This is a genomic window from Flavobacterium sp. (assembly GCF_043722275.1).
In the GTDB taxonomy this organism is placed as follows: domain Bacteria; phylum Bacteroidota; class Bacteroidia; order Flavobacteriales; family Flavobacteriaceae; genus Flavobacterium.
On record NZ_JAYSPC010000002.1, the window covers coordinates 1 to 19,278 of the forward strand.

Here is a 19,278-nt window from a genome sequence, read left to right on the forward strand (position 1 = left end):
TAAGGCAACTGCTACCTGCCCATTTGTTGCATTTTCTATCTTGGCTATCGGTAAGGCTTTATTATATCCCCAGATAATCGTTACAGGTGTACCGTTTTCAGGCGTATATTGCAAAATATTACCAGAGGTGTCATATTGATTGTATGTTATTTTATTTTCTAAAGTTCCAATATTAGCAATATTCGGTAAATTATTAGGAAATTTAGCTATATACTCATACTTAGGCAATACTAGCCCTCCCGTTGTGGCATCATTAACATAAATTGTCTTACTCTCAGTTAACTTTGATCCATTTCTATAAGTTTCAATATCTATTGGTTTTGAAATCCTATTAGCAGTAACTAAATTGGAATTTACAGGATCTGTAGAGTCAACTGAATAATAATACTTTTTTTCTATATTTTCATTTTTAGAATTAGATGTCGATTCATTTAATAATAATAATAAATCTCCATTAAAATTATAATTAAAAGTAGTAGTATTTATTATTGCAGACCCATTAAAGAATTCTGTTATTTTTTTTGTTTTAGGTAAACTAAATCCTAAAAAGTGCCTAAAAAATGGCAATTTTTTAAGACCATAATTATAAGTATAAAATATAGAATATAGGCAATCATCGCCAAGGGAAATATAAATATCATTAATTGCCAAATCATTTCTTACTTCATCTACGCTTTCTGTTATATTGGGCCTATTAAAAAAGTATTCATATTCCTCTTTGATTAAAGGATTTATGGAATCTGATGAATTATAAATTTTCTTTAACTTTAATGATTTATTAACCCAGTCGAAAGTATTTATAAACGAATAAGGATTTGCATTAAATGAAGTGTAATTACTATCACTTGATAGTATGGAGGAATAATATTCATAAACCGTTTTCCCCAAATAAGAATTAGTATTACCATAAATCTGCTCCTCTATATATTGATAAGCAACATTACTCCCATTGGATGTATTATAGACGCCATCTGAACTATAGGACCAGTAGATTCTATTATTCATTCCACATGGTATCCCACATTGATTATCAACATAACGATCAAATTTCACTCTTCTTTGTGAAAAAGATGGTACAAAATACGCTAAACCACTTTCTGAAAAATCATCTGAATATTTATAAACTCTTTTTTTGACTATAGAATTTTTGTCACTTATATCTATTTCTTTAATTCTTGCTCCACCTATTAAATAAACATTATTATTATATAACTGATTAAAGTCTCTTTTAACATCATCTACATTATAGTTAAAATTAAAAGGTCTATTATTAAGCTGCGGAGTCAATAATTTATTATAAGTAAATGAAATTTCAATTTCAAAAGTATCATAATTATCATTCAATAAGTTTGAAGCATAATACGAAATATATTTTTCATTATTAAGTATACTTGTACTCATAGCCCCAGAGCCAGGCAAGAGAGTTTTTACCCCATTTTTAATTAAATATTTTTTTTGTTCAACACCCATGTTTAATTGGCTAGCATTTGTTATTCCAAGTGCTGTTTTATCAAAATTATGAGACTGACTATTTGTATATAACAAACCTATACTCTTTACATTTGTGCTATTAATTGGAAAGCTAGTTCTAAAAATATACTTTTTCTCGTATTGATTTAGAGTAACTATTTCTGAAGGCTGAGGGTATCCAAAGTAAATGCCATCAGTATAACTTTGACTAAAAAGTCCATAAATATTACTATTATAATTTTGCAACGTTTGATTTACAGGTAAATATTTGTTTGCTAAACAAAAAAATGTTTGATCGGTATTGTTAGAAAGTTTTCCAAAATTGTTTTCATATACATATTCTTGTTTTCCACCAGTTGGATAGGTAATGCTTTTTAATAAAAAAGTATTAAAAGTTTGAGTATTAGTATTTTTATTAGCTCCCAAATAATAGCCGTCCATAATATTAGGGTTTTCTTGACCAGTCGTGATATTGGTAGAATATTTTACACGAGAAGGGACACCACCACTTTGAATAGTCCCATTGTAGTAACCCCAAAAATCACTACCGCCATTTAATCGATCTGGAATATTAGCATCATAATAAGAAAAAGAATATGACTGCTTTTCTGTATTTATATTGTTAAATATATCAATACTATCCAATTTTAACCTTTTCCCACTGTTTTCAGTAAAATTATCACTTGAAATATTTGCCAAATTATTTACAAAATAAGAATAATTAAAGATTATCGTTTTAAGAACTTGGTTAGCGCTATTTCTAAAAATAATAGAATGCAATTTAGGAAATTGTTTTAAATCCTGTCTATTTGTCTCAGCAATAAATTCTATTTTACCTTCTGAATACGTTATCTCAGAAATATAACTTGATTCTAAATTGATTAATTGATCATTGCTTGTTGTCGTTGAAAAGTTTTCCATGTAAACTACTGGTCTTTCGTAGTTCTTTAAGCTATATAAGTTATATGAAAAAGAAATTAATTGGTTTTTAATGTTTTCAATTTTGCTTATATTCCAAGAATTATAAAAATTATGAATTAGTGGATTTGTTCTTTCTTTTGCATTTGAATCCATTCCATAAAAATATTTAATGCCACTATCATCTGTAATTTTAATATTATTAATTTTATTTGATTGATAGTCCACTTGAATTTTATCCATATTTGAAGGAAAACTAATAAATTTTTGTTTTACTTGCGAAAACAAAAATTTAGCACTTGAATTAGCCGTTGAATAATTAAATTCATCAGGACGGTAATCAGAGTTAGTGTCCTCTTTTTTTAATTCATAAGATAAGGTTTCTAAACTTGATGGCTTTCCAGCATTATTGTCAGAAAAATTTTTAATTCCTTGTATTGAAGTTAGTGAGTTTGAATCAAGTTGAAAAAACAAACGGCTCTCATCAGGAATACCATTTTCTTTTCGAGATACTTTGTATCCTGCATTTAAACTCCAACCTAGTCCTACCCATGTTGCTTTTTCATCAACTTTTATACCATCTGAATGATAACTTAATGAAATAGGGACAGAAACACCATCAATATTGATTTCTCCTAAATTAATGTCAATATTAGGCATTCCAGTATTATATCCTACAGGAGTATCTACAAATTGATTAAATTTATATGTTTCTGGAGAAGAAGGATTTATTTTTGGTAAATATGCATTACTGTTTTGGCCATGTACAATAGTACTAAATAATACAAAAGATATTAATATTTTTATTTTTTTCATTTTGTTTAACCTTTTTTTTAAAATTACTTTCGATAATGCAAATCTTCTATAGGCTAATGCCTAAATTATGCATAACTAATATTCTCGGAAATCATGTACTCCCGTTTATATCTAATCTCCCATAAACTAAAAGCTAATTTTTAATACTTGCATAAATATGCATCAAAAGAACTATTTTGCTTCATTTTTATTTTTTGTTTTTTATTTTTTCTCACAGATTGCTTCAAATAATCTTATAGCATTACAGTAAATCGTGAAGTTAGTGTATCTCTTAATAGATTTCAAAGTATATAGTACTATTGAAATATTTGGTATTCCAATAATGACCAATAGGAATTTGATCATATAACGGTGTATTCAAAAGTTTGAGAACTTTAAAAGATATTTTAGAAAAACTAATAAAATATAGAAAGAATAAAATTGCAGATAATCTTTTACTGACATAACTATGTAATGAAATTTTATATATCGATGAGGAAACATCACACAAGATTATAACAATAATATTTAATTAACAAATATTTACCACTTATCTTTCTGACAAAAATTTAGATTGTTTTTTTGAACTGTGATTATGATTTATAGAAAACTAACATCTAAGGCATATCTTTTAAAATTCATATTACGTTTTGTTATTTTGATAATCATTAAAATATGATAAATTAGCAAGAAGTTCTACTAAAAAACTAATATAACTTTAATACATAAAGACAGTCGGAATCATATGTAACATCTTCAAAGAAAATATTGTTTAATTTGGAGGTATAATAGAGATAATTTTTTCCATTTATCACGAACTTGGAATAACAGGTCCTTGTTTTTATGAAGAATGTTAAGATTATAAAAAATTTGAATTCAAGCAGGAAGTTTTCTGGAAATCAAAATTAAACGAATCCATAAGATTGAAAAAATTTAGGAAAAAAGTTTGAAGGTTATATTTAAAAAAGTCAAAAGCATCTTTCCTATAAATATTAAATCTTCAAAAACTAATTAGATATTTGAATGTTTTCCTCTACTAAGACAAGCTTTAAAGAAATCCAGAGTTTTTTACAAAAAATCTTTTTCTAAAACAACCTTCAAAATCCCCAACAACCATTTCATTAATTTCACCTAAAAATTCAAATTCATTTAAAGGAAACATTTCAAGGACCATTTCTAAAATTAGCGAAACATTTACAGGATTTTTGTTTGTGCTTGACTTTATATGACCTTCATTCTCTAATGTTAAAATGCACATTTTTAGCATATTTGTAATCACACAACCAAGCTCATAATAATTGATTTTAATTTGAGCCGTATAAAATTCTGATGTATTATTATCCGAGTTTAAAGTGTTGAAATACTTTTCTATTATTTTTTTAAGATTCTCTAATTTTTTAGTTTCATTCGTTTCCATAATGTAAGATTTATTTTTTTCTGCATAGTTCAGAAAATTTTTACCACAAAACAGGAACATATATGACTGGACATATACGTTCCTGTTTTCTTGATTACTTAATTATAATTTTCAACTCTGTAATAAGTAAGAATGAGAAAAACTGAAATATCGGAATCTGTTAAGATAATTGGAAATTATAAAAAGGAAATTATAAAAGAAAAAAATCTAAAAGTAAGATATATAGCTCACGATTCAGATTTAGATGTTGAAGCGTTGACGATATATGTCTGGCAAACAAATTATGGGAATCGACAAGCTTATCCGAATCAGTAAGGCTTTGAATGTAGAAATATCAGAATTATTTAGAAAAATATAATTCTGATATTATAGAAAAAATAGATTAATCAGAAGAAAGAATTTAACCAATATCGCAACGCAGTGTGGTAAGCAATTTTTTGAAACCCTCCTTTTCATATGCTTTTATTGCCGCTTCGTGTTCGTGGTAAACTTCAAGCCTAACTTCGGTAATTCCTTTAGATAAAACCCAGTTTTTTAGATCTTTAATTAACAAATGGCTAATTCCGTTTCCTCTAAATTCCGGTTTCACAAAAATAAAACCCAGATATCCAAAGAATTTATGCTTTTCGTAAACCTTTCCCGCCCGGATTTGCCCATATCCACAACCAATAACTTTATTATCATATTCGGCAACCAGAACTTCTGTTTTCTTATCTAAAATAAGTTCCTGAATGTCATAATACACTATTTTTCCATCAATTAATGTGGGATCAAAAGGTCGTTCTGCTTCAACTAATTCCTCTAAAAATTGAGTAAGTTGTGGCAAATCATTATTTGTGGCGCTTCTGGTCGTGATATTTTTTATCTCTATATTCATATCTAATGTATTTAAAATCCTTTGTCATAAATTTAAAATGCAGAAAATCCACATTAATAAAAACAAAAAAGACCACTCCAAAAGGAACAGTCTTATATATCGTGATAGTAAATTTTGGCTTAAGCCAAAAATAAAGCTCCTTTATTATAATTGAATAAAACCAAATCATAAGGTACTAAAAGCGGCGCAATTTTCTCTGAAGATGCGTTGAATTGTATTCCGTTATGTTTTCTGAACAAATAAATTTCTTTCAGGCAATTTGATAAACTCTGATGAATTGCCGTTGTAAATAATGGCAATTGCTTATCATCTTCTAATAAATCAATTTGGTAATTTGAACTGCTTTTAGACAAATTATTACCTATTACTCGAATTGTAAATGTTTTAGATTTTCCGTGTTGTTCACCTTGATATTGTACTACCATAATTTTATAATTAAAAAGGTTAGAATATATTTTATTTTATTTCGAATGCAAATTGAAGAATTAAAGTTATGAAAAAAAAGCAAATTGCTAAAAAATACTATCAAAAATTATATATAATTTTTATCTAACAAAATATCAATAATTTCAAAGCTTAAAAACCGAAAGAATTTATGTTTTACATTCCCATTTCTCAAACTATCAAACTTGTAATTTTTTACTTAAATTTGATCAACTAATCATAAAAACCTAATATTATGAACATGAACCCTCTTGCTTTAGTTTTATCAGCATTTGTTACACTATTTGTTGGTTTTGGTACAACCCAAAAGTGTTTGGAACAATCTGGATGCGGGAAAGCAATCTCACACAAGAACAGTTTAAAACCGGAAGTATGCTTAAAATATTTGGGCTTACGTATATTTTCTCCTTAATGATCACGCTTACGCTGATGTCGTTAACCGTACATCAATCTGGTGCAATTGGCATGGTTGGCGGACCGCCGTTAATAGATAGCGCAAAACCGTCATTTAAAGCATTTATGACAGATTATGGACAAGCTTACAGAACCTTTAAACACGGCGCATTACATGGTTTTATGTCCGGATTATTCTTTGCTTTTCCTATTATTGGAGTGAATGGTTTATTCGAAAGAAAATCATGGAGATACATCTTTATTCATGCCGGATATTGGATTGTGACGCTTACTTTAATGGGCGGAATCATCTGCGCATATGTATAAACACAAAAACAGAAACCCATTTGAATTCAAAATTTAAATGGGTTTTTCTTAATAATAACTTAAACAAACTGAGTTATTATAAATATTACCTAATTTTGAAAAAATTAGCTGACTCTTTTGAATACAACTTACTCTTTTCAAATTTACAATAGCGCGTCATTATTACCTCAGGAATGGAATTCGCTGGCTGTAAATAATATTTTTTTGACGAAAGAATATCTCGAAGTGCTGGAAAACTCTTGTCCGGTAAATATGATTTGTAATTTTATTGCAATTTTCAATGAAGAAAAGCTTATCGGGATTGTTTTAACGCAATTTTTATTTGCCGAAAAACTGGAATCTTTTGGAGATCGCGATCAGTGTTTAAAAACTTCGGTACGTAATTTTGCTTTCAAAAATTTTGCTTCGCATGTATTATTCGTTGGCAATAATATGCTTACGGGACAAAATGCTTTTATTTTTCATGAAGATGCAAAAGAATCCAAAGCAATCAAAACACTTCATAAAGCAATAAAACAGCTTAAAAAGGATTTGAAAGACAGCGGTAGAAAAGTTCATATAACTAGTATAAAAGATTTTACCGAAAGCGAAATTGAACCATTAAAAGCTGAATTCAAAAATAATTATACGTTTTCGACGCAGCCCAATATGATTTTTGAAATCAATACAAATTGGAAAACCGAGCAGGATTATATTGATGCTTTATCAAAAAAATATCGGGATCAATACAAACGCGCCCGTAAAAAAGCAGACGGAATCGAGAAGAAAAAAATGTCTTTATCTGACATAAAAAAATACGAAGATGTTATTTATGATTTGTATTTTCATGTGGCTAAAAATGCGCCCTTCAATACTTTTTTCTTAGCCCGAAATCATTTTAGTTTTTTTAAGGAAATCATGAAAGATGATTTTTTATTCTACGGTTATTTTTTAGAAGAAAAACTAATAGGTTTCAACACTTTAATCAAAAACGGAACTGTAATGGATACGTACTTTTTAGGTTATGACGAAACCATTCAGCGTGAAAAAATGCTATACTTAAATATGTTGTACGACATGATTGCGTATTCTATCAATCAAGGTTTTACAGAAATTGTTTTTGCCAGAACTGCACTCGAAATCAAAAGTTCCGTTGGTGCAAAACCAGTAAAAATGTACGGATTAATTACGCACAGCAATGCTTTAATTAATCATAATATTGCCAAACTATTCAATTATCTCGAACCCAAAACCGATTGGCAGGAACGAAATCCTTTTAAATAATTAAATAGCACCCCCATAATTATTTAAAAATTATACCACACAAATACCACAATCATTGTCATCCCGATTTCTATAAAAAACACTAATTTTTATTCGTTTCAACGGATTAAAATCCGTTGAAATATAAATCTTCCTCTGAAATTTTTTTCAAGAAGTTCCATAGGAACAAGATATATTGTAGGGATGGATTTTAATCCATCATTCGCAATCGTAACCCAATATTGTCATCCCGAGGAACGAGGGATCTCCGCAAGAAACTAACACAAAGTAATTTTTATAAATTGTTGAGCTACTTACCCAGATCCCTCGTTCCTCGGGATGACAAAAATGCGAACCAACTTTGAACGTAATTTTTTGTCAAACTTCCTATTTAAGGAATCGCAATCTTCATTTGTTTGTGCAGAATATGAATTTCTAACGAACTTTGAGCGCCGCAATATTCTCCGTCAATTTGAAAATTCACTGGATAATTGGTTGTAATCTCGGCTTTATCTGTCGAAATAATCACGATATCATCAGAATCAATTGGCATATTTCCGGTAATAATTTTTCCAAGCAATAATATATCGAGGCTTTTTAGAATCACCAACTCAAATCTTCCGTCATTCATCGCTCCATGCGGATTGATGGTAACGCCGGTTCCGTATTTTTGAGAATTAGCAATAACAATCATTCTTGCAGTATGTTCAACGGTTTCTTTTTTTGTTTTAATTGTCGCCACAAATGGTTCTGTAGCATCAACTAAAGTTGTATATGCCTGTAAAGCATAACCCCAAAAACCTCTTAGATTACTTTCTTCATAATTTTTAACCAAGTCTGCATTAATGCCAATATCGCTTAAATGAATACTTTTTTTACCGTTGATACAAATCATATCCATATCGATATAATGATGTAAAAAAGCAATTTTTAAATTTTCTTCAATTGTATTGGGCAAGTTCAAATCGACGGATAAACCATTTGCTGATCCAGCGGGCAAAATGCCAATTATCACATCAAATTGTTCAACGGCTTCGGCAACCATTTTAATGGTTCCGTCACCACCCGCAACAACAATACGTTCCGGTAAATATTGATTGTAAAGTGATTGTATTTCTTTTTGATCACTTTTTCCCGTAGTTTCAAAAACTTTCAGATCAAAATGATTTGTAGTTGCAAACTCTTCCACTGCCTCAATCAAATCTGATTTATCAAGGTCTCCGGAAATAGGGTTTACAACAAATATGATATTCTTTTTCACGATTTTATTTTTAAAGTCAATTAAAATAATTAATTTACAGCATCTATATATAAATATACGCAATTAATGAAACCAATTTTACAATTATATCGAGGTTACGCCAATCAAGAAGAATTAATTGTGATGGGACATGTTTTTAAAAGAACGTATGATTATGATTTTCAGAAGAAAAACTTTAAAAATGCTACTTCGATTATTAATCAGTACAGGATAAAAACTATTAAAAATTATGAGATTTACCTAAAATGCGGCAATCAGGAAATCCGAACTAAAACTCTGGATGATGGATATTTTAAATTTTGTATTCCGCTTGACGAAGAAACTTCTTTTGGATGGATGCCGTATGAAGTCAGTCTTAAAGATGGCACAGAAACCATTACCGAAAAAGGTAGTTTTATTAGACCTCACAAAGGAAAACTGGGAATTATATCTGATATCGATGATACTTTTTTGATTTCCCACACTCAAAATTTCTTTAAAAAAATATATATTCTTTTGTTTAAAAATGTAAATGATCGTAAGGTATTTACAGATGTTGTTCCTCATTATCAGGCTTTGAGTTCAGCAGGACGAAACAATAAGGAAGAGGAAAATGCATTTTTTTATGTTTCCAGCAGCGAATGGAATTTATACCGATTTATTGTAAAATTTACTAAAATCCATAATCTCCCAAGAGCGGTAATTTTACTGAAGGATATCAAAAGAGGAATCACTGATTTTTTCATGAGCGGACGCGGAAATCACGATCATAAATTTGATAAAATAAAGCACGTTTTAGAATTTTATCCAAATCTTAAGTATGTTTTATTAGGCGATGATTCACAACACGATCCTATTTTATATGAACGAATCTGCAAAATATTTCCAGTGACGGTAATAGCGGTTTATATCAGGCAAACTGGAAAACACCAAAAAGAAGCTACCAAAACTATCATGAAAAACCTGGAAAATCTAGATGTTTCGGTTTGCTATTATAAAAATAGCAGCGAAGCTATTATGCATTCAAAATCTATTGGGATTATTATGTAGTTTTTTTTGGAATGGGTTTAAATGGCGCACGGATTATACGGGTTTAACGGATTTACGCTGGTTTTGTTTTTGCTTTGTTTCTGTTTGTATTTGTTTGTGCTTGTTTTTGTTCATTTCGACCGAAGGGAGAAACCGGGATGATAAATATTGGGGTTACTTTGTGTTCAAGGGATTAAAATCCCTCGCTACAAAATAAATTATTCCTACGGAATTTTTTTAAAGTTTCGGAGAAACGAAGATATTGTAGGGATGGATTTTAATCCATCTTACGCAATCACAATTGGCAAAGCGGTCTTTTCTTTGCCGTCCAAATCCTCGTTCGGGATGACTCTGTGTCAAGGGATTAAAATCCCTCGCTACAAAATAAATTATTCCTTCGGAATTTTTAAGAGTTTCAGAGAAACGAAAGATATTGTAGGGATGGATTTTAATCCATCTTACGCAATCAAAATTGGCAAAGCGGTCTTTTCTTTGCCGTCCAACTTTACTTGCGGAAAAACTCGTTCGGGATTAATAATATTGGGGATGACTTTGTGTTCAAGGGATTAAAATCCCTCGCTACAAAATAAATTATTCCTTCGGAATTTTTAAGAGTTTCGGAGAAACGAAGATATTGTAGGGATGGATTTTAATCCATCTTACGCAATCAAAATTGGCAAAGTGGTCTTTTGTTTGCCGTCGAACTTTACGGAGTTACTTCGTAAAGTTCTAATTGGGGATTACAAATATTGGGGTTACTCTGTGTTCAAGGGATTAAAATCCCTCGCTACAAAATAAATTATTCCTTCGGAATTTTTAAGAGTTTCGGAGAAACGAAAAATGCATTTCCTGTTGAAAAAAAGCGACTGAAAGAAGCACTTTTTGCAACATTAGAAATGCATTTTTTTTGTGAGGACTTGAAACGGAAAGCTGGAATAGCTCCTAATTCAAATATTAAACTGTAAAATTATCAATCTCTTCCTGAACAATTTCCCAGTCCAGAAGCAATTGGTCTAAATCTTTTTTCTTTTTTTTGTATGCAGTAAAAAAAGAAGCGTCTTCAATATGTTTGTCATAACTTGAAGCCAACAATTTGTCATCGTGCTGAATGTCTCTTTCTAATTGTTTGATTTGACTTTCAACTTTGCTCAATTTATTTTGTAATGCTTTTCCTTTTTTCTGATCTTCGTAAGAAGTTTTATTGCTTTCTTTAGGAGCAGCGGCTTTTGCAACGTCTTTTTTCTCGACTTCACGCATGTTTTCAAGATTGCGTTGTTCTAGGAAATAGTTGATATCTCCTAAATATTCTTTTATTTTTTGATCTTTAAATTCGTAAACAATATTCGACATTCCCTGAAGAAAATCTCTATCGTGAGATACCAATAATAAAGTTCCTCCAAATTTTTGAAGAGCGGCCTTTAAAACGTTCTTAGATTTAATATCTAAGTGATTTGTAGGCTCATCCATCAATAATACATTTATGGGCTGTAAAAGCAATTTACAAAGCGCTAAACGATTACGCTCTCCTCCAGAAAGAACTTTTACTTTTTTCTCAACATCATCGCCACGAAATAAAAATGAACCTAACATGTCACGAACTTTTGAGCGGTTGGTGTCCATTGCGGCATCTTCCATCGTTTGCAACAAAGTAATTTCACCATCAAGATATTCGGCCTGATTTTGAGCAAAATATCCTAATTGTACATTGTGTCCAAGTTTGATGCTTCCTTCATATTCAAATTCGTCAACAATCGCTTTTATAAAAGTCGATTTTCCTTGCCCATTCTGCCCCACAAAAGCAATCTTGCTTCCACGTTCTACCAGTAAGTTAATGTCTTTTAGAATCGTTTTATCGCCGTATGATTTAGTAACATGATCAGCTTCAACAACTACTCTTCCCGGTTCTTTTGAAACTGGAAAAGAAATATTCATTACCGAATTGTCATCTTCATCAACTTCAATTCGTTCTACTTTATCTAATTTTTTAATTAATGATTGTGCCATTGAAGCTTTAGAAGCTTTTGCACGGAACTTTTCGATTAATTTTTCTGTTTCTTCAATTTTCTTCGCCTGATTTTTTTGCGTTGCCAATTGCTTCTCACGAATTTCATGACGCAATTCTAAATATTGAGAATACGGCTTATTAAAATCGTAGGCTTTTCCTAATGAAATTTCAATTGTACGATTGGTAACATTATCAAGAAACATTTTATCGTGCGATACAATGACCACAACGCCAGGATAATTACGAAGGAAATTTTCTAACCAAATAATACTTTCGATATCAAGGTGATTTGTAGGCTCATCCAGAAGCAAAATATCATTTGCCTGCAATAATAATTTAGCTAATTCGATACGCATTCTCCAACCTCCTGAAAATGTTTCAGTCTGATTATCAAAAACTTCTCTTTTAAAACCTAATCCTAAAAGAATTTTCTCTGTATCACCTACATAATTATAACCTCCTAAAAGTTCAAAACGATGTGTATAATCAGATAAATCCTCGATGATTTGGCTGTATTCTTCACTCTCATAATCGGTTCTGGTAACCAATTGATGATTAATTTGCGCTAATTTTTTCTCAACAATCTTAATATCCGTAAACGCTTCATAAGCTTCTTCAAGAACGGTCCTTCCTTGCTCAAAATCGATATCCTGACGCAAGAATCCCATTCGAACTTCTTTCTCAGTGGCAATTTGTCCTGAGTCCGGTTTAAAATCTCCAGCCAGAATTTTAAGCATAGTTGATTTTCCAGCACCATTTTTCCCGACAAGTCCAACCCGATCTCCTGCACCTAAACGAAAAGTTACTTCTTCGAATAAATATGAACCTCCAAAAGAAACCGATAAATTATGTATATTAAGCATGTATTGTTATTTTATAACTAATTGATTGTGTAAATTTACACTTCCAAATCAATGGGTAATTTAATTTTTTGCAAATGTTAAAAAAAGGATCGAAACTAAATAGTATTTTAACAGGAAGTTGTCCAAAATGTCAAAATGAAAGCATGTATTCGGACAAAAATCCTCTTCATTTGACTAAAGTTCTAAAAATGAACGATCATTGCAGCCATTGCGGATTTAAATATCAAATCGAACCTTCGTTTTTTTATGGCGCAATGTATGTAAGTTATGGATTAAATGTAGCTGTAGGAATTGCGGCTTTTATTGTGTCATTTGTATTTTTTAAAGCTTCAATCGAACAATCATTTTTGGCAATAGTTATCTCATTAATCCTATTGTTTCCATTTGTTTTACGACTATCAAGAAATCTATACATTAATATGTTCGTTTCTTATGATCCTAAGGCCGGTCAAAAGTAAGGGTTTTTAGATATTTCTTATGAAATCTTTGAATGTCAATTTCACGATCGAGCGGAATCTCATTTTCAATAGTATCAAACAATGCTTTTGCCATTGCGGGACCTAACATAACACCACGGGTTCCTAATCCGTTAAGGATATGAATTGATTTGCGTTCATGATGTGTACCAATCAAAGGTCTTCTGTCTTTAACCGTTGGTCGAACTCCGCCAAAATGTTTCACGATTTCAAAATCGCACGTAATAATTTCTTTAATTCTGTCAATTAATTCCTGTTTTCCTTCTTCAGTAGGTAAATCAGTTTTGTCCTGCCAGTTATATGTAGCGCCAACTTTGAATAAATCATTGCCCAATGGTAATATAAAAACGCTTGTATTGACAATTACATCTAAGTTTAAATCAGGGGCCTTTATTATAAACAATTCGCCTTTTGTTCCATCTAATGGCAAATAATTGAAAAAAGGGTTTTTATGTAATCCAAAGCCTTCGGCAAAAATAATATGACGCGCCTTGATATTTTTATACTGAATTCCGAAATCGAAAAATTCAATATAAATGCTATCAAAAAACTCTTCTAATAATAAGTTATTATCCTGTAGATATTCTTTATAACTGTCAAGTAATAAAGCTGTATCAACATATCCTGTATGCAAAACTTCTCCATAATCGTGTGGAGAATCTATACTATTATATTTTTTTGTGATTAATTTAGTCGACAAAAATGGAGCCAAGTTTTTTTTATCCGAAGCAGCGAACCAATTATTCTGTTCTTCAATTGAAAAGAACTTTCTTAGAATAGGAAGTTGAAAATTGAACTTTGTCTGTAATTTATTTTCAATCTCATTGTAGAAATCATTCATTAAAAGCAATTGTTCCTGCGCTTTCCAAACTTCGCTAAAACGCTTTAAAATAACAGGATTGTATAAACCTCCGGCAACTCTGGACGAATTTTGAGATTTATTATCAATAACCAAAATAGTTTTATTGTTTTTAAGGGCAACTTCTGCAAAAGAAATTCCGGCTAATCCAGATCCAACAATTAAATAATCTAACATGTGTAAAAAATAAAGTAAAAAAAACTCTTACTACAAAGGTAGTGAGAGTTTTTTATTATAATGTAATTTAGACGCTTAGTAGTTCCACATATCTTCCTCGAAATTCCGAATCTTCTCTTTTACTCTTTCAGATTCTAACAACTGGTTTTGCGCATTATCTTTTATGTAATCTTTTATTTCACGATCTCCATACATATTTTCTTCTTTATAGATAACTGAATTAAAATATCTTGAATTGAAGATTTGATCAAATGAAATTGGAGTTGCCGAATTTTTATCGTTAAAAGCTTTTCCTTCATGTAATACCTCTCGGGCATTTGGAAAAAAAACCCAGAACAACTCAATATAATCTTTTTCGTCGCTATTCATTGTGTAAACATCCGGAGTTACAGGGCAAATTCCCAATAAACGATATCTCAGATCGCTCTGTCGTTTGTCAAAATACCAGTATCCTTTAATTTTGTATTGTGTAACATCTGCCGCAGTTAAATCTTGTTTCAGGATATATTCTGCTGGAACCGTTCTTGTTGGCCCAACGGTTTCATCTACATAAGTAACTACTTTCTTTTTACCGGTACCAGTGATTACTTTTTTCTTTACTACACGGGTTTTGTAATCGTCAGGATATTGGTTGATCAATTCTCTACCAGCATCTGTTGTATCAACACGAGATAATGCCCCCTGAATATCTTTCAATGATTTCTTTGTATTAAAATAACTATCACTGTATACTTCAGTTATTCTGCCTGTTCTGATACCCTTTGTTAAAACATCATAAAGTGAACGTCTGTCAGAACCTATATTAGCCGTATCTACCGGAAAATATAATGGAAAATTAATTTTTTCATTTAAATCAATAATTTCCCATACCGTTTTCCCCATCAAAACATCGCGATCATCAATATAACCATACGCTAGAGGTTTATCATTATCAGAAATTTTCTGCGCTTCACTCTTTAAACCAATTTGATCTGCCGTTTTTGCATTTAGCAAATTAGATTGTGCTTTAGAAGTAAAACCTCCAACAATAATAAGTGCAATGACCATTAAAAAAAAATTCCCTTTCATCTTAAATAGTTTTTATAATAAAGATAACGCAGCTTTATTTAGTTTATTATTATTTTTCTTACATAAAATAAGTTATTTTAATCTAGATGCTAAATGAGGTCTATACTAATTTTCTAGCTTCTCATTTAAATTAATTAATAATTACTATAGTGGTGAAGAATTTCTAAATGTTTAATTTATCATTTATTAAACAGCTAGTGATACAATATTTGTCAAACCTGTTTTAAAAGATAGTGGCTAACAAATTTTTTTAGGCTTATAATATAATTCACTATCATACTCATAATGAATCATCTAAGATACAGAATTTCTAACAATAGATAGTGTAAAAATAAAAAAACTCTTACTACAAATGTAGTAAGAGTTTTCTATATTGATATAATTTAGATACTTAGTAGTTCCACATATCTTGTTCGAAGTTACGAATCTTCTCTTTTACTCTTTCAGACTCTAACAATTGGTTTTGTGCATTATCTTTCATGTAATCTTTGATCTCACGATCTCCGTACAAGTTTTCTTCTTTATAGACTACCGCATTAAAACGTCTTGAATTTAATATCTGATCAAATGAGATAGGAAGTGCTGAGTTACTATCGTTAAAAGCTTTTGCGTCATGCAAAGCCTCTCTAGAATTAGGGAAGAAAACCCAGAATAACTCAATATAATCTTTTTCGTCACTGTTCATTGTGTAAACATCCGGAGTTACAGGACAAATTCCAAGTAAACGATATTTCAGTTCACTTTGACGTTTGTCAAAATACCAGTATCCTTTTATTTTATATTGTGTAACATCAGCAGCTGTTAAATCTTGTTTTAAGATATATTCTGCAGGAACTGTTCTTGTTGCTCCAATTGTTTCATCAACATAAGTAACAACTTTCTTTTTTCCAGTACCGGTAACAACTTTTTTCTTCACAACACGTGTTTTATAGTCATCCGGGTATTGGTTGATCAATTCTCTACCTGCGTCAGTAGTATCAATACGAGATAATGCACCTTGAATATCTTTCAAAGATTTTTTAGTATTGAAATAACTGTCGCTATAAACTTCAGTTATTTTGCCGTTTTTAACAGCTTTCGTCAAAACGTCGTATAATGAACGTCTGTCAGAACCAATATTAGCCGTATCTACAGGAAAGTATAATGGAAAGTTGATTTTTTCATTTAAATCAATGATCTCCCAAGTAGTTTTTCCCATCAAGATATCTCTATCATCCACATAACCATAAGCTAAAGGCTTATCATTATCTGAGATAAGTTGCGCAGGAGTTTTAAGTCCTATCTGAGCAGGTGTTTTCGCATTTAGCAAATTAGATTGCGCATAAGAAGAAAGACCTCCAGCGATAGAAACAATAGCTATTAAAAAATTTCTTACTTTCATCATGATATCATTATAAGATATTGAATTGTAGTTTTACCTACTTTATTATTGTATTTCGTAAATTACCGGAGCAGTTCTTGGTAATAAATAACTACCAGCTCCAACAAGTTTAGTTTTAATTTCAGAAATAGTAACCTGGTCTCCTTTTCCAGCTCTTGCAAGAACTGTTTTACATTGTGCATTTAATCTGTTACCAGAAACTACAACTGTAGGTTGTCCGGCAATTTTCATATTAAATCCAACAACATCTAAACCAACTTCAAAATCAAAATCAAGTAATTTAGCACCAATAGTAGCAATTTCTAAGTTAGATTTAGGTCCTTTAACAACACCCATTTCTCCTCTAATTGTACCTGTTGGTCCAGGAATACCTTTAATTCTGAAGGTTTTCTTATCTGTAACTTTATCTCCGTTTGGTAAAGTTCCTGTAACAGCAATTGTAGCTTCTGTACCTGAACCCGGGCTCATGTTATATTTCCCTGGTTTCCCAGCAGAAGATAATCCAGGAGCACTTGCATTAATTTTGTTTGCATCAACACCAGCGAATGATACAGAGATTGGGTTAACAACTCCTCTATAAACAACATTCATTTTATCAGCAGAAATAGTAGCTGAGTTTGGTCTTGGTACTACAACGTAAGTTCCTTTAAATTTTAATGGAATGTTTTTACCGTCTTCTAAGAATGTAAATTGACCATTAATATTTTGTTCACCTACTCCTCCAGCAGTTAAAGAGATAACAGCTTGTCCGTTAACGATTTGCCCAGGACCTTGGAATGAAGTTGGTTTTGTGTTTTCGTCATAACGACCTAAAACTACTTTACCAGTTACTTTTTCTCCTTGGAAGTAAGCATTTTTATCTAAAACAACAATTGCCTGATAATTACTGTAAGAAGCAGCAGCAACAGCCGCTTTTCCTAAAGCACTATTATAAACATCTGTTTCAGTTTTCTTAACGTCATTTTGCCAAGCTGAAAGTTTAGCAGCTGATGCAATTGCAGGAAAACCTTTAAAGTGATATTCTAAGTATTTTTCTTTTATACCTTCTTTGTTTTTTACGTCAGAAACATCAAATTTTTTCTCAACCTCAGAAATAATAACAGCATATTTTTTATCTGTACCTAAAGCAGCTTTAATATCTGATTTGTATTTCTCAATTCTTGAAATAATTTCTTTTCCTTTTTTAGTGTAACCGTCTCCTGTAAACCAGTCATCGATATTATCACCTCTGTCCATAGACTCGTAAGGAAGTTTTCCAGTTTCTTTTTCAACTTCAAATCCTTTGATAGATTGAGTTTTTAAAGTCCCAATATAGTCGTAAAATTCTTTTGAAATTGTTTCGATCTTATGAGCTGTAACTGCAGCAATTGCGAATTCTCCTTTTGCTTCAGCAGCTTTTTGATCTAACGATGTTAATAAACTTGTATTTGTTTCTGATGAGCTAGTATTTGCACTTTCAAATTTTTCATTCATCAAACCAAAAGCAGATATAACTTCTTTTGATACATTCATTGCTAACATTGCGATGAAAACCAGATACATCAGGTTAATCATCTTCTGTCTAGGGGTTAATTTTCCTCCTGCCATTTTTTCTAATTAGTTCTTTATTAATAAATTTAATATAATAGTCAAAAACTAATTATCCTTTGTTACTCATTGCAGAAAGCATACCACCATAAACACTGTTTAAAGAAGCAATGTTTGCAGTCATTGATTGCATTTGCTCTTTTAATTTAGAAGCATTTTCAGCGATTTCGCTATTTGCCTGTGCGTTTCTTGAAGCACTTTCTAATTGTACTTTGTATAAGCTGTTTAATGATTCCATTTGTGCAGCAGCTAATGACATTTCTTCAGCATATTTCTTTTGTCCTGCAATAGAATCTACTGTTGGAGAAATTGCTTTTGCAGCTCCTTCGAAATTTTTGATGCTGTTTCCTAAGCTTGACATTAACTCTCCGTCAATTTTAGCTTCTTTCAACATTACATCTAATTTTTGAGATAATAATCCTTGAGCATCAGATGGCGCTTCAACTTTATCCGCTTTTTTTCTAGCCTGACCGTTAGCTAATTCCGGGTAAACAAGAGTCCAGTCTAATTCATCCTCAACTGGTTCGAAAGCAGAAAGAGCAAAGATTAACGCCTCAGTTAATAAACCAACTGACAACATCACAGTTCCTGTTAATGGTCCAATTTCAAAGTGAGTAATTTTGAATAGAGCTCCAACGATTACTACTGCCGCTCCCATACCATAAGCGAAATTCATTGCTTTTTTACTTAATAATGCCATAATACTTTTT

15 protein-coding genes are annotated in these 19,278 nt (G+C 31.0%); 4 read left to right on the forward strand and 11 right to left on the reverse strand.

Features of this window, described 5'->3' with window-relative positions:
- From ACHZDT_RS00015 to ACHZDT_RS00030, 4 genes are all read right to left on the reverse strand, one after another.
- Positions 1-3,204: hypothetical protein (locus ACHZDT_RS00015; protein WP_394772610.1), on the reverse strand; the 3,204-nt coding region annotated here is incomplete at its 3' end.
- A 1,027-nt stretch (positions 3,205-4,231) separates the two neighbouring features.
- Positions 4,232-4,600, reverse strand: a complete 369-nt coding sequence (locus ACHZDT_RS00020) for a hypothetical protein (RefSeq protein ID WP_394772611.1) — start codon at positions 4,598-4,600, stop codon at positions 4,232-4,234.
- A gap of 400 nt (positions 4,601-5,000) precedes the next feature.
- Positions 5,001-5,477, reverse strand: a complete 477-nt coding sequence (locus ACHZDT_RS00025) for a GNAT family N-acetyltransferase (RefSeq protein WP_394772612.1) — start codon at positions 5,475-5,477, stop codon at positions 5,001-5,003.
- 119 nt (positions 5,478-5,596) lie between these two features.
- Complete coding sequence (locus tag ACHZDT_RS00030; protein ID WP_394772613.1) at positions 5,597-5,902, reverse strand: hypothetical protein; 306 nt, start codon at positions 5,900-5,902, stop codon at positions 5,597-5,599.
- A 346-nt stretch (positions 5,903-6,248) separates the two neighbouring features.
- On the opposite strand from ACHZDT_RS00030, the gene ACHZDT_RS00035 reads away from it, so the two are divergent.
- Together ACHZDT_RS00035 and ACHZDT_RS00040 are read left to right on the forward strand one after the other, a co-directional pair.
- A complete protein-coding gene (locus ACHZDT_RS00035) occupies positions 6,249-6,641 on the forward strand; it encodes a DUF1761 domain-containing protein (protein WP_394772656.1) in 393 nt (130 codons plus the stop codon).
- A 117-nt stretch (positions 6,642-6,758) separates the two neighbouring features.
- Entirely contained in the window at positions 6,759-7,904 is a 1,146-nt protein-coding gene (locus ACHZDT_RS00040; protein ID WP_394772614.1) for a peptidogalycan biosysnthesis protein, read from the forward strand.
- A 370-nt stretch (positions 7,905-8,274) separates the two neighbouring features.
- Here ACHZDT_RS00040 and ACHZDT_RS00045 read toward each other — a convergent pair whose 3' ends face one another.
- On the reverse strand, positions 8,275-9,144 hold the full coding sequence (locus ACHZDT_RS00045; RefSeq protein ID WP_394772615.1) for a diacylglycerol/lipid kinase family protein: 870 nt from the start codon (positions 9,142-9,144) through the stop codon (positions 8,275-8,277).
- Between the two features lie 66 nt (positions 9,145-9,210).
- On the opposite strand from ACHZDT_RS00045, the gene ACHZDT_RS00050 reads away from it, so the two are divergent.
- A complete protein-coding gene (locus tag ACHZDT_RS00050) occupies positions 9,211-10,173 on the forward strand; it encodes an App1 family protein (protein WP_394772616.1) in 963 nt (320 codons plus the stop codon).
- A gap of 933 nt (positions 10,174-11,106) precedes the next feature.
- Here ACHZDT_RS00050 and ACHZDT_RS00055 read toward each other — a convergent pair.
- Positions 11,107-13,020: an ABC-F family ATP-binding cassette domain-containing protein gene (locus ACHZDT_RS00055; protein WP_394772617.1), complete on the reverse strand. Its 1,914-nt coding sequence runs from the start codon at positions 13,018-13,020 to the stop codon at positions 11,107-11,109.
- Between the two features lie 74 nt (positions 13,021-13,094).
- Between ACHZDT_RS00055 and ACHZDT_RS00060 the strand changes: the two genes are divergently transcribed.
- On the forward strand, positions 13,095-13,478 hold the full coding sequence (locus ACHZDT_RS00060; RefSeq protein WP_394772618.1) for a DUF983 domain-containing protein: 384 nt from the start codon (positions 13,095-13,097) through the stop codon (positions 13,476-13,478).
- Here the strand turns inward: ACHZDT_RS00060 and ACHZDT_RS00065 are convergent.
- The 5 genes from ACHZDT_RS00065 to gldL all read right to left on the reverse strand — a co-directional run bounded on the left by ACHZDT_RS00065 (position 13,459) and on the right by gldL (position 19,268).
- Positions 13,459-14,532, reverse strand: a complete 1,074-nt coding sequence (locus ACHZDT_RS00065; protein WP_394772619.1) for an NAD(P)/FAD-dependent oxidoreductase — start codon at positions 14,530-14,532, stop codon at positions 13,459-13,461. The two genes, ACHZDT_RS00060 and ACHZDT_RS00065, sit on opposite strands and share 20 nt — an antisense overlap.
- A gap of 75 nt (positions 14,533-14,607) precedes the next feature.
- Positions 14,608-15,600, reverse strand: a complete 993-nt coding sequence (gldN, locus tag ACHZDT_RS00070; protein ID WP_394772620.1) for a gliding motility protein GldN — start codon at positions 15,598-15,600, stop codon at positions 14,608-14,610.
- A 391-nt stretch (positions 15,601-15,991) separates the two neighbouring features.
- The gene (gene gldN / locus ACHZDT_RS00075; protein ID WP_394772657.1) at positions 15,992-16,981 is read right to left on the reverse strand and encodes a gliding motility protein GldN; all 990 of its coding nucleotides are present in this window, start codon (positions 16,979-16,981) and stop codon (positions 15,992-15,994) included.
- Positions 16,982-17,026: 45 nt separating this feature from the next.
- Positions 17,027-18,568: a gliding motility protein GldM gene (gene gldM / locus ACHZDT_RS00080; protein WP_394772621.1), complete on the reverse strand. Its 1,542-nt coding sequence runs from the start codon at positions 18,566-18,568 to the stop codon at positions 17,027-17,029.
- A gap of 52 nt (positions 18,569-18,620) precedes the next feature.
- Positions 18,621-19,268 carry a gliding motility protein GldL gene (gene gldL / locus ACHZDT_RS00085; RefSeq protein WP_089481140.1) on the reverse strand — a complete coding sequence of 216 codons (648 nt, stop codon included), beginning with the start codon at positions 19,266-19,268 and terminating at the stop codon, positions 18,621-18,623.
- Between the last annotated feature and the right edge of the window lie 10 nt (positions 19,269-19,278).

Coding starts and splice junctions, on each gene's coding strand:
- ACHZDT_RS00030 (WP_394772613.1), bottom strand. CDS start 5,902: ATGGTAGTACAATATCAAGGTGAACAACACGGAAAATCTAAAACATTT.
- gldM (WP_394772621.1), bottom strand. CDS start 18,568: ATGGCAGGAGGAAAATTAACCCCTAGACAGAAGATGATTAACCTGATG.
- gldL (WP_089481140.1), bottom strand. CDS start 19,268: ATGGCATTATTAAGTAAAAAAGCAATGAATTTCGCTTATGGTATGGGA.
- ACHZDT_RS00065 (WP_394772619.1), bottom strand. CDS start 14,532: ATGTTAGATTATTTAATTGTTGGATCTGGATTAGCCGGAATTTCTTTT.
- ACHZDT_RS00060 (WP_394772618.1), top strand. CDS start 13,095: ATGTTAAAAAAAGGATCGAAACTAAATAGTATTTTAACAGGAAGTTGT.
- gldN (WP_394772657.1), bottom strand. CDS start 16,981: ATGAAAGTAAGAAATTTTTTAATAGCTATTGTTTCTATCGCTGGAGGT.
- ACHZDT_RS00025 (WP_394772612.1), bottom strand. CDS start 5,477: ATGAATATAGAGATAAAAAATATCACGACCAGAAGCGCCACAAATAAT.
- ACHZDT_RS00055 (WP_394772617.1), bottom strand. CDS start 13,020: ATGCTTAATATACATAATTTATCGGTTTCTTTTGGAGGTTCATATTTA.
- ACHZDT_RS00035 (WP_394772656.1), top strand. CDS start 6,249: ATGCGGGAAAGCAATCTCACACAAGAACAGTTTAAAACCGGAAGTATG.
- gldN (WP_394772620.1), bottom strand. CDS start 15,600: ATGAAAGGGAATTTTTTTTTAATGGTCATTGCACTTATTATTGTTGGA.
- ACHZDT_RS00050 (WP_394772616.1), top strand. CDS start 9,211: ATGAAACCAATTTTACAATTATATCGAGGTTACGCCAATCAAGAAGAA.
- ACHZDT_RS00020 (WP_394772611.1), bottom strand. CDS start 4,600: ATGGAAACGAATGAAACTAAAAAATTAGAGAATCTTAAAAAAATAATA.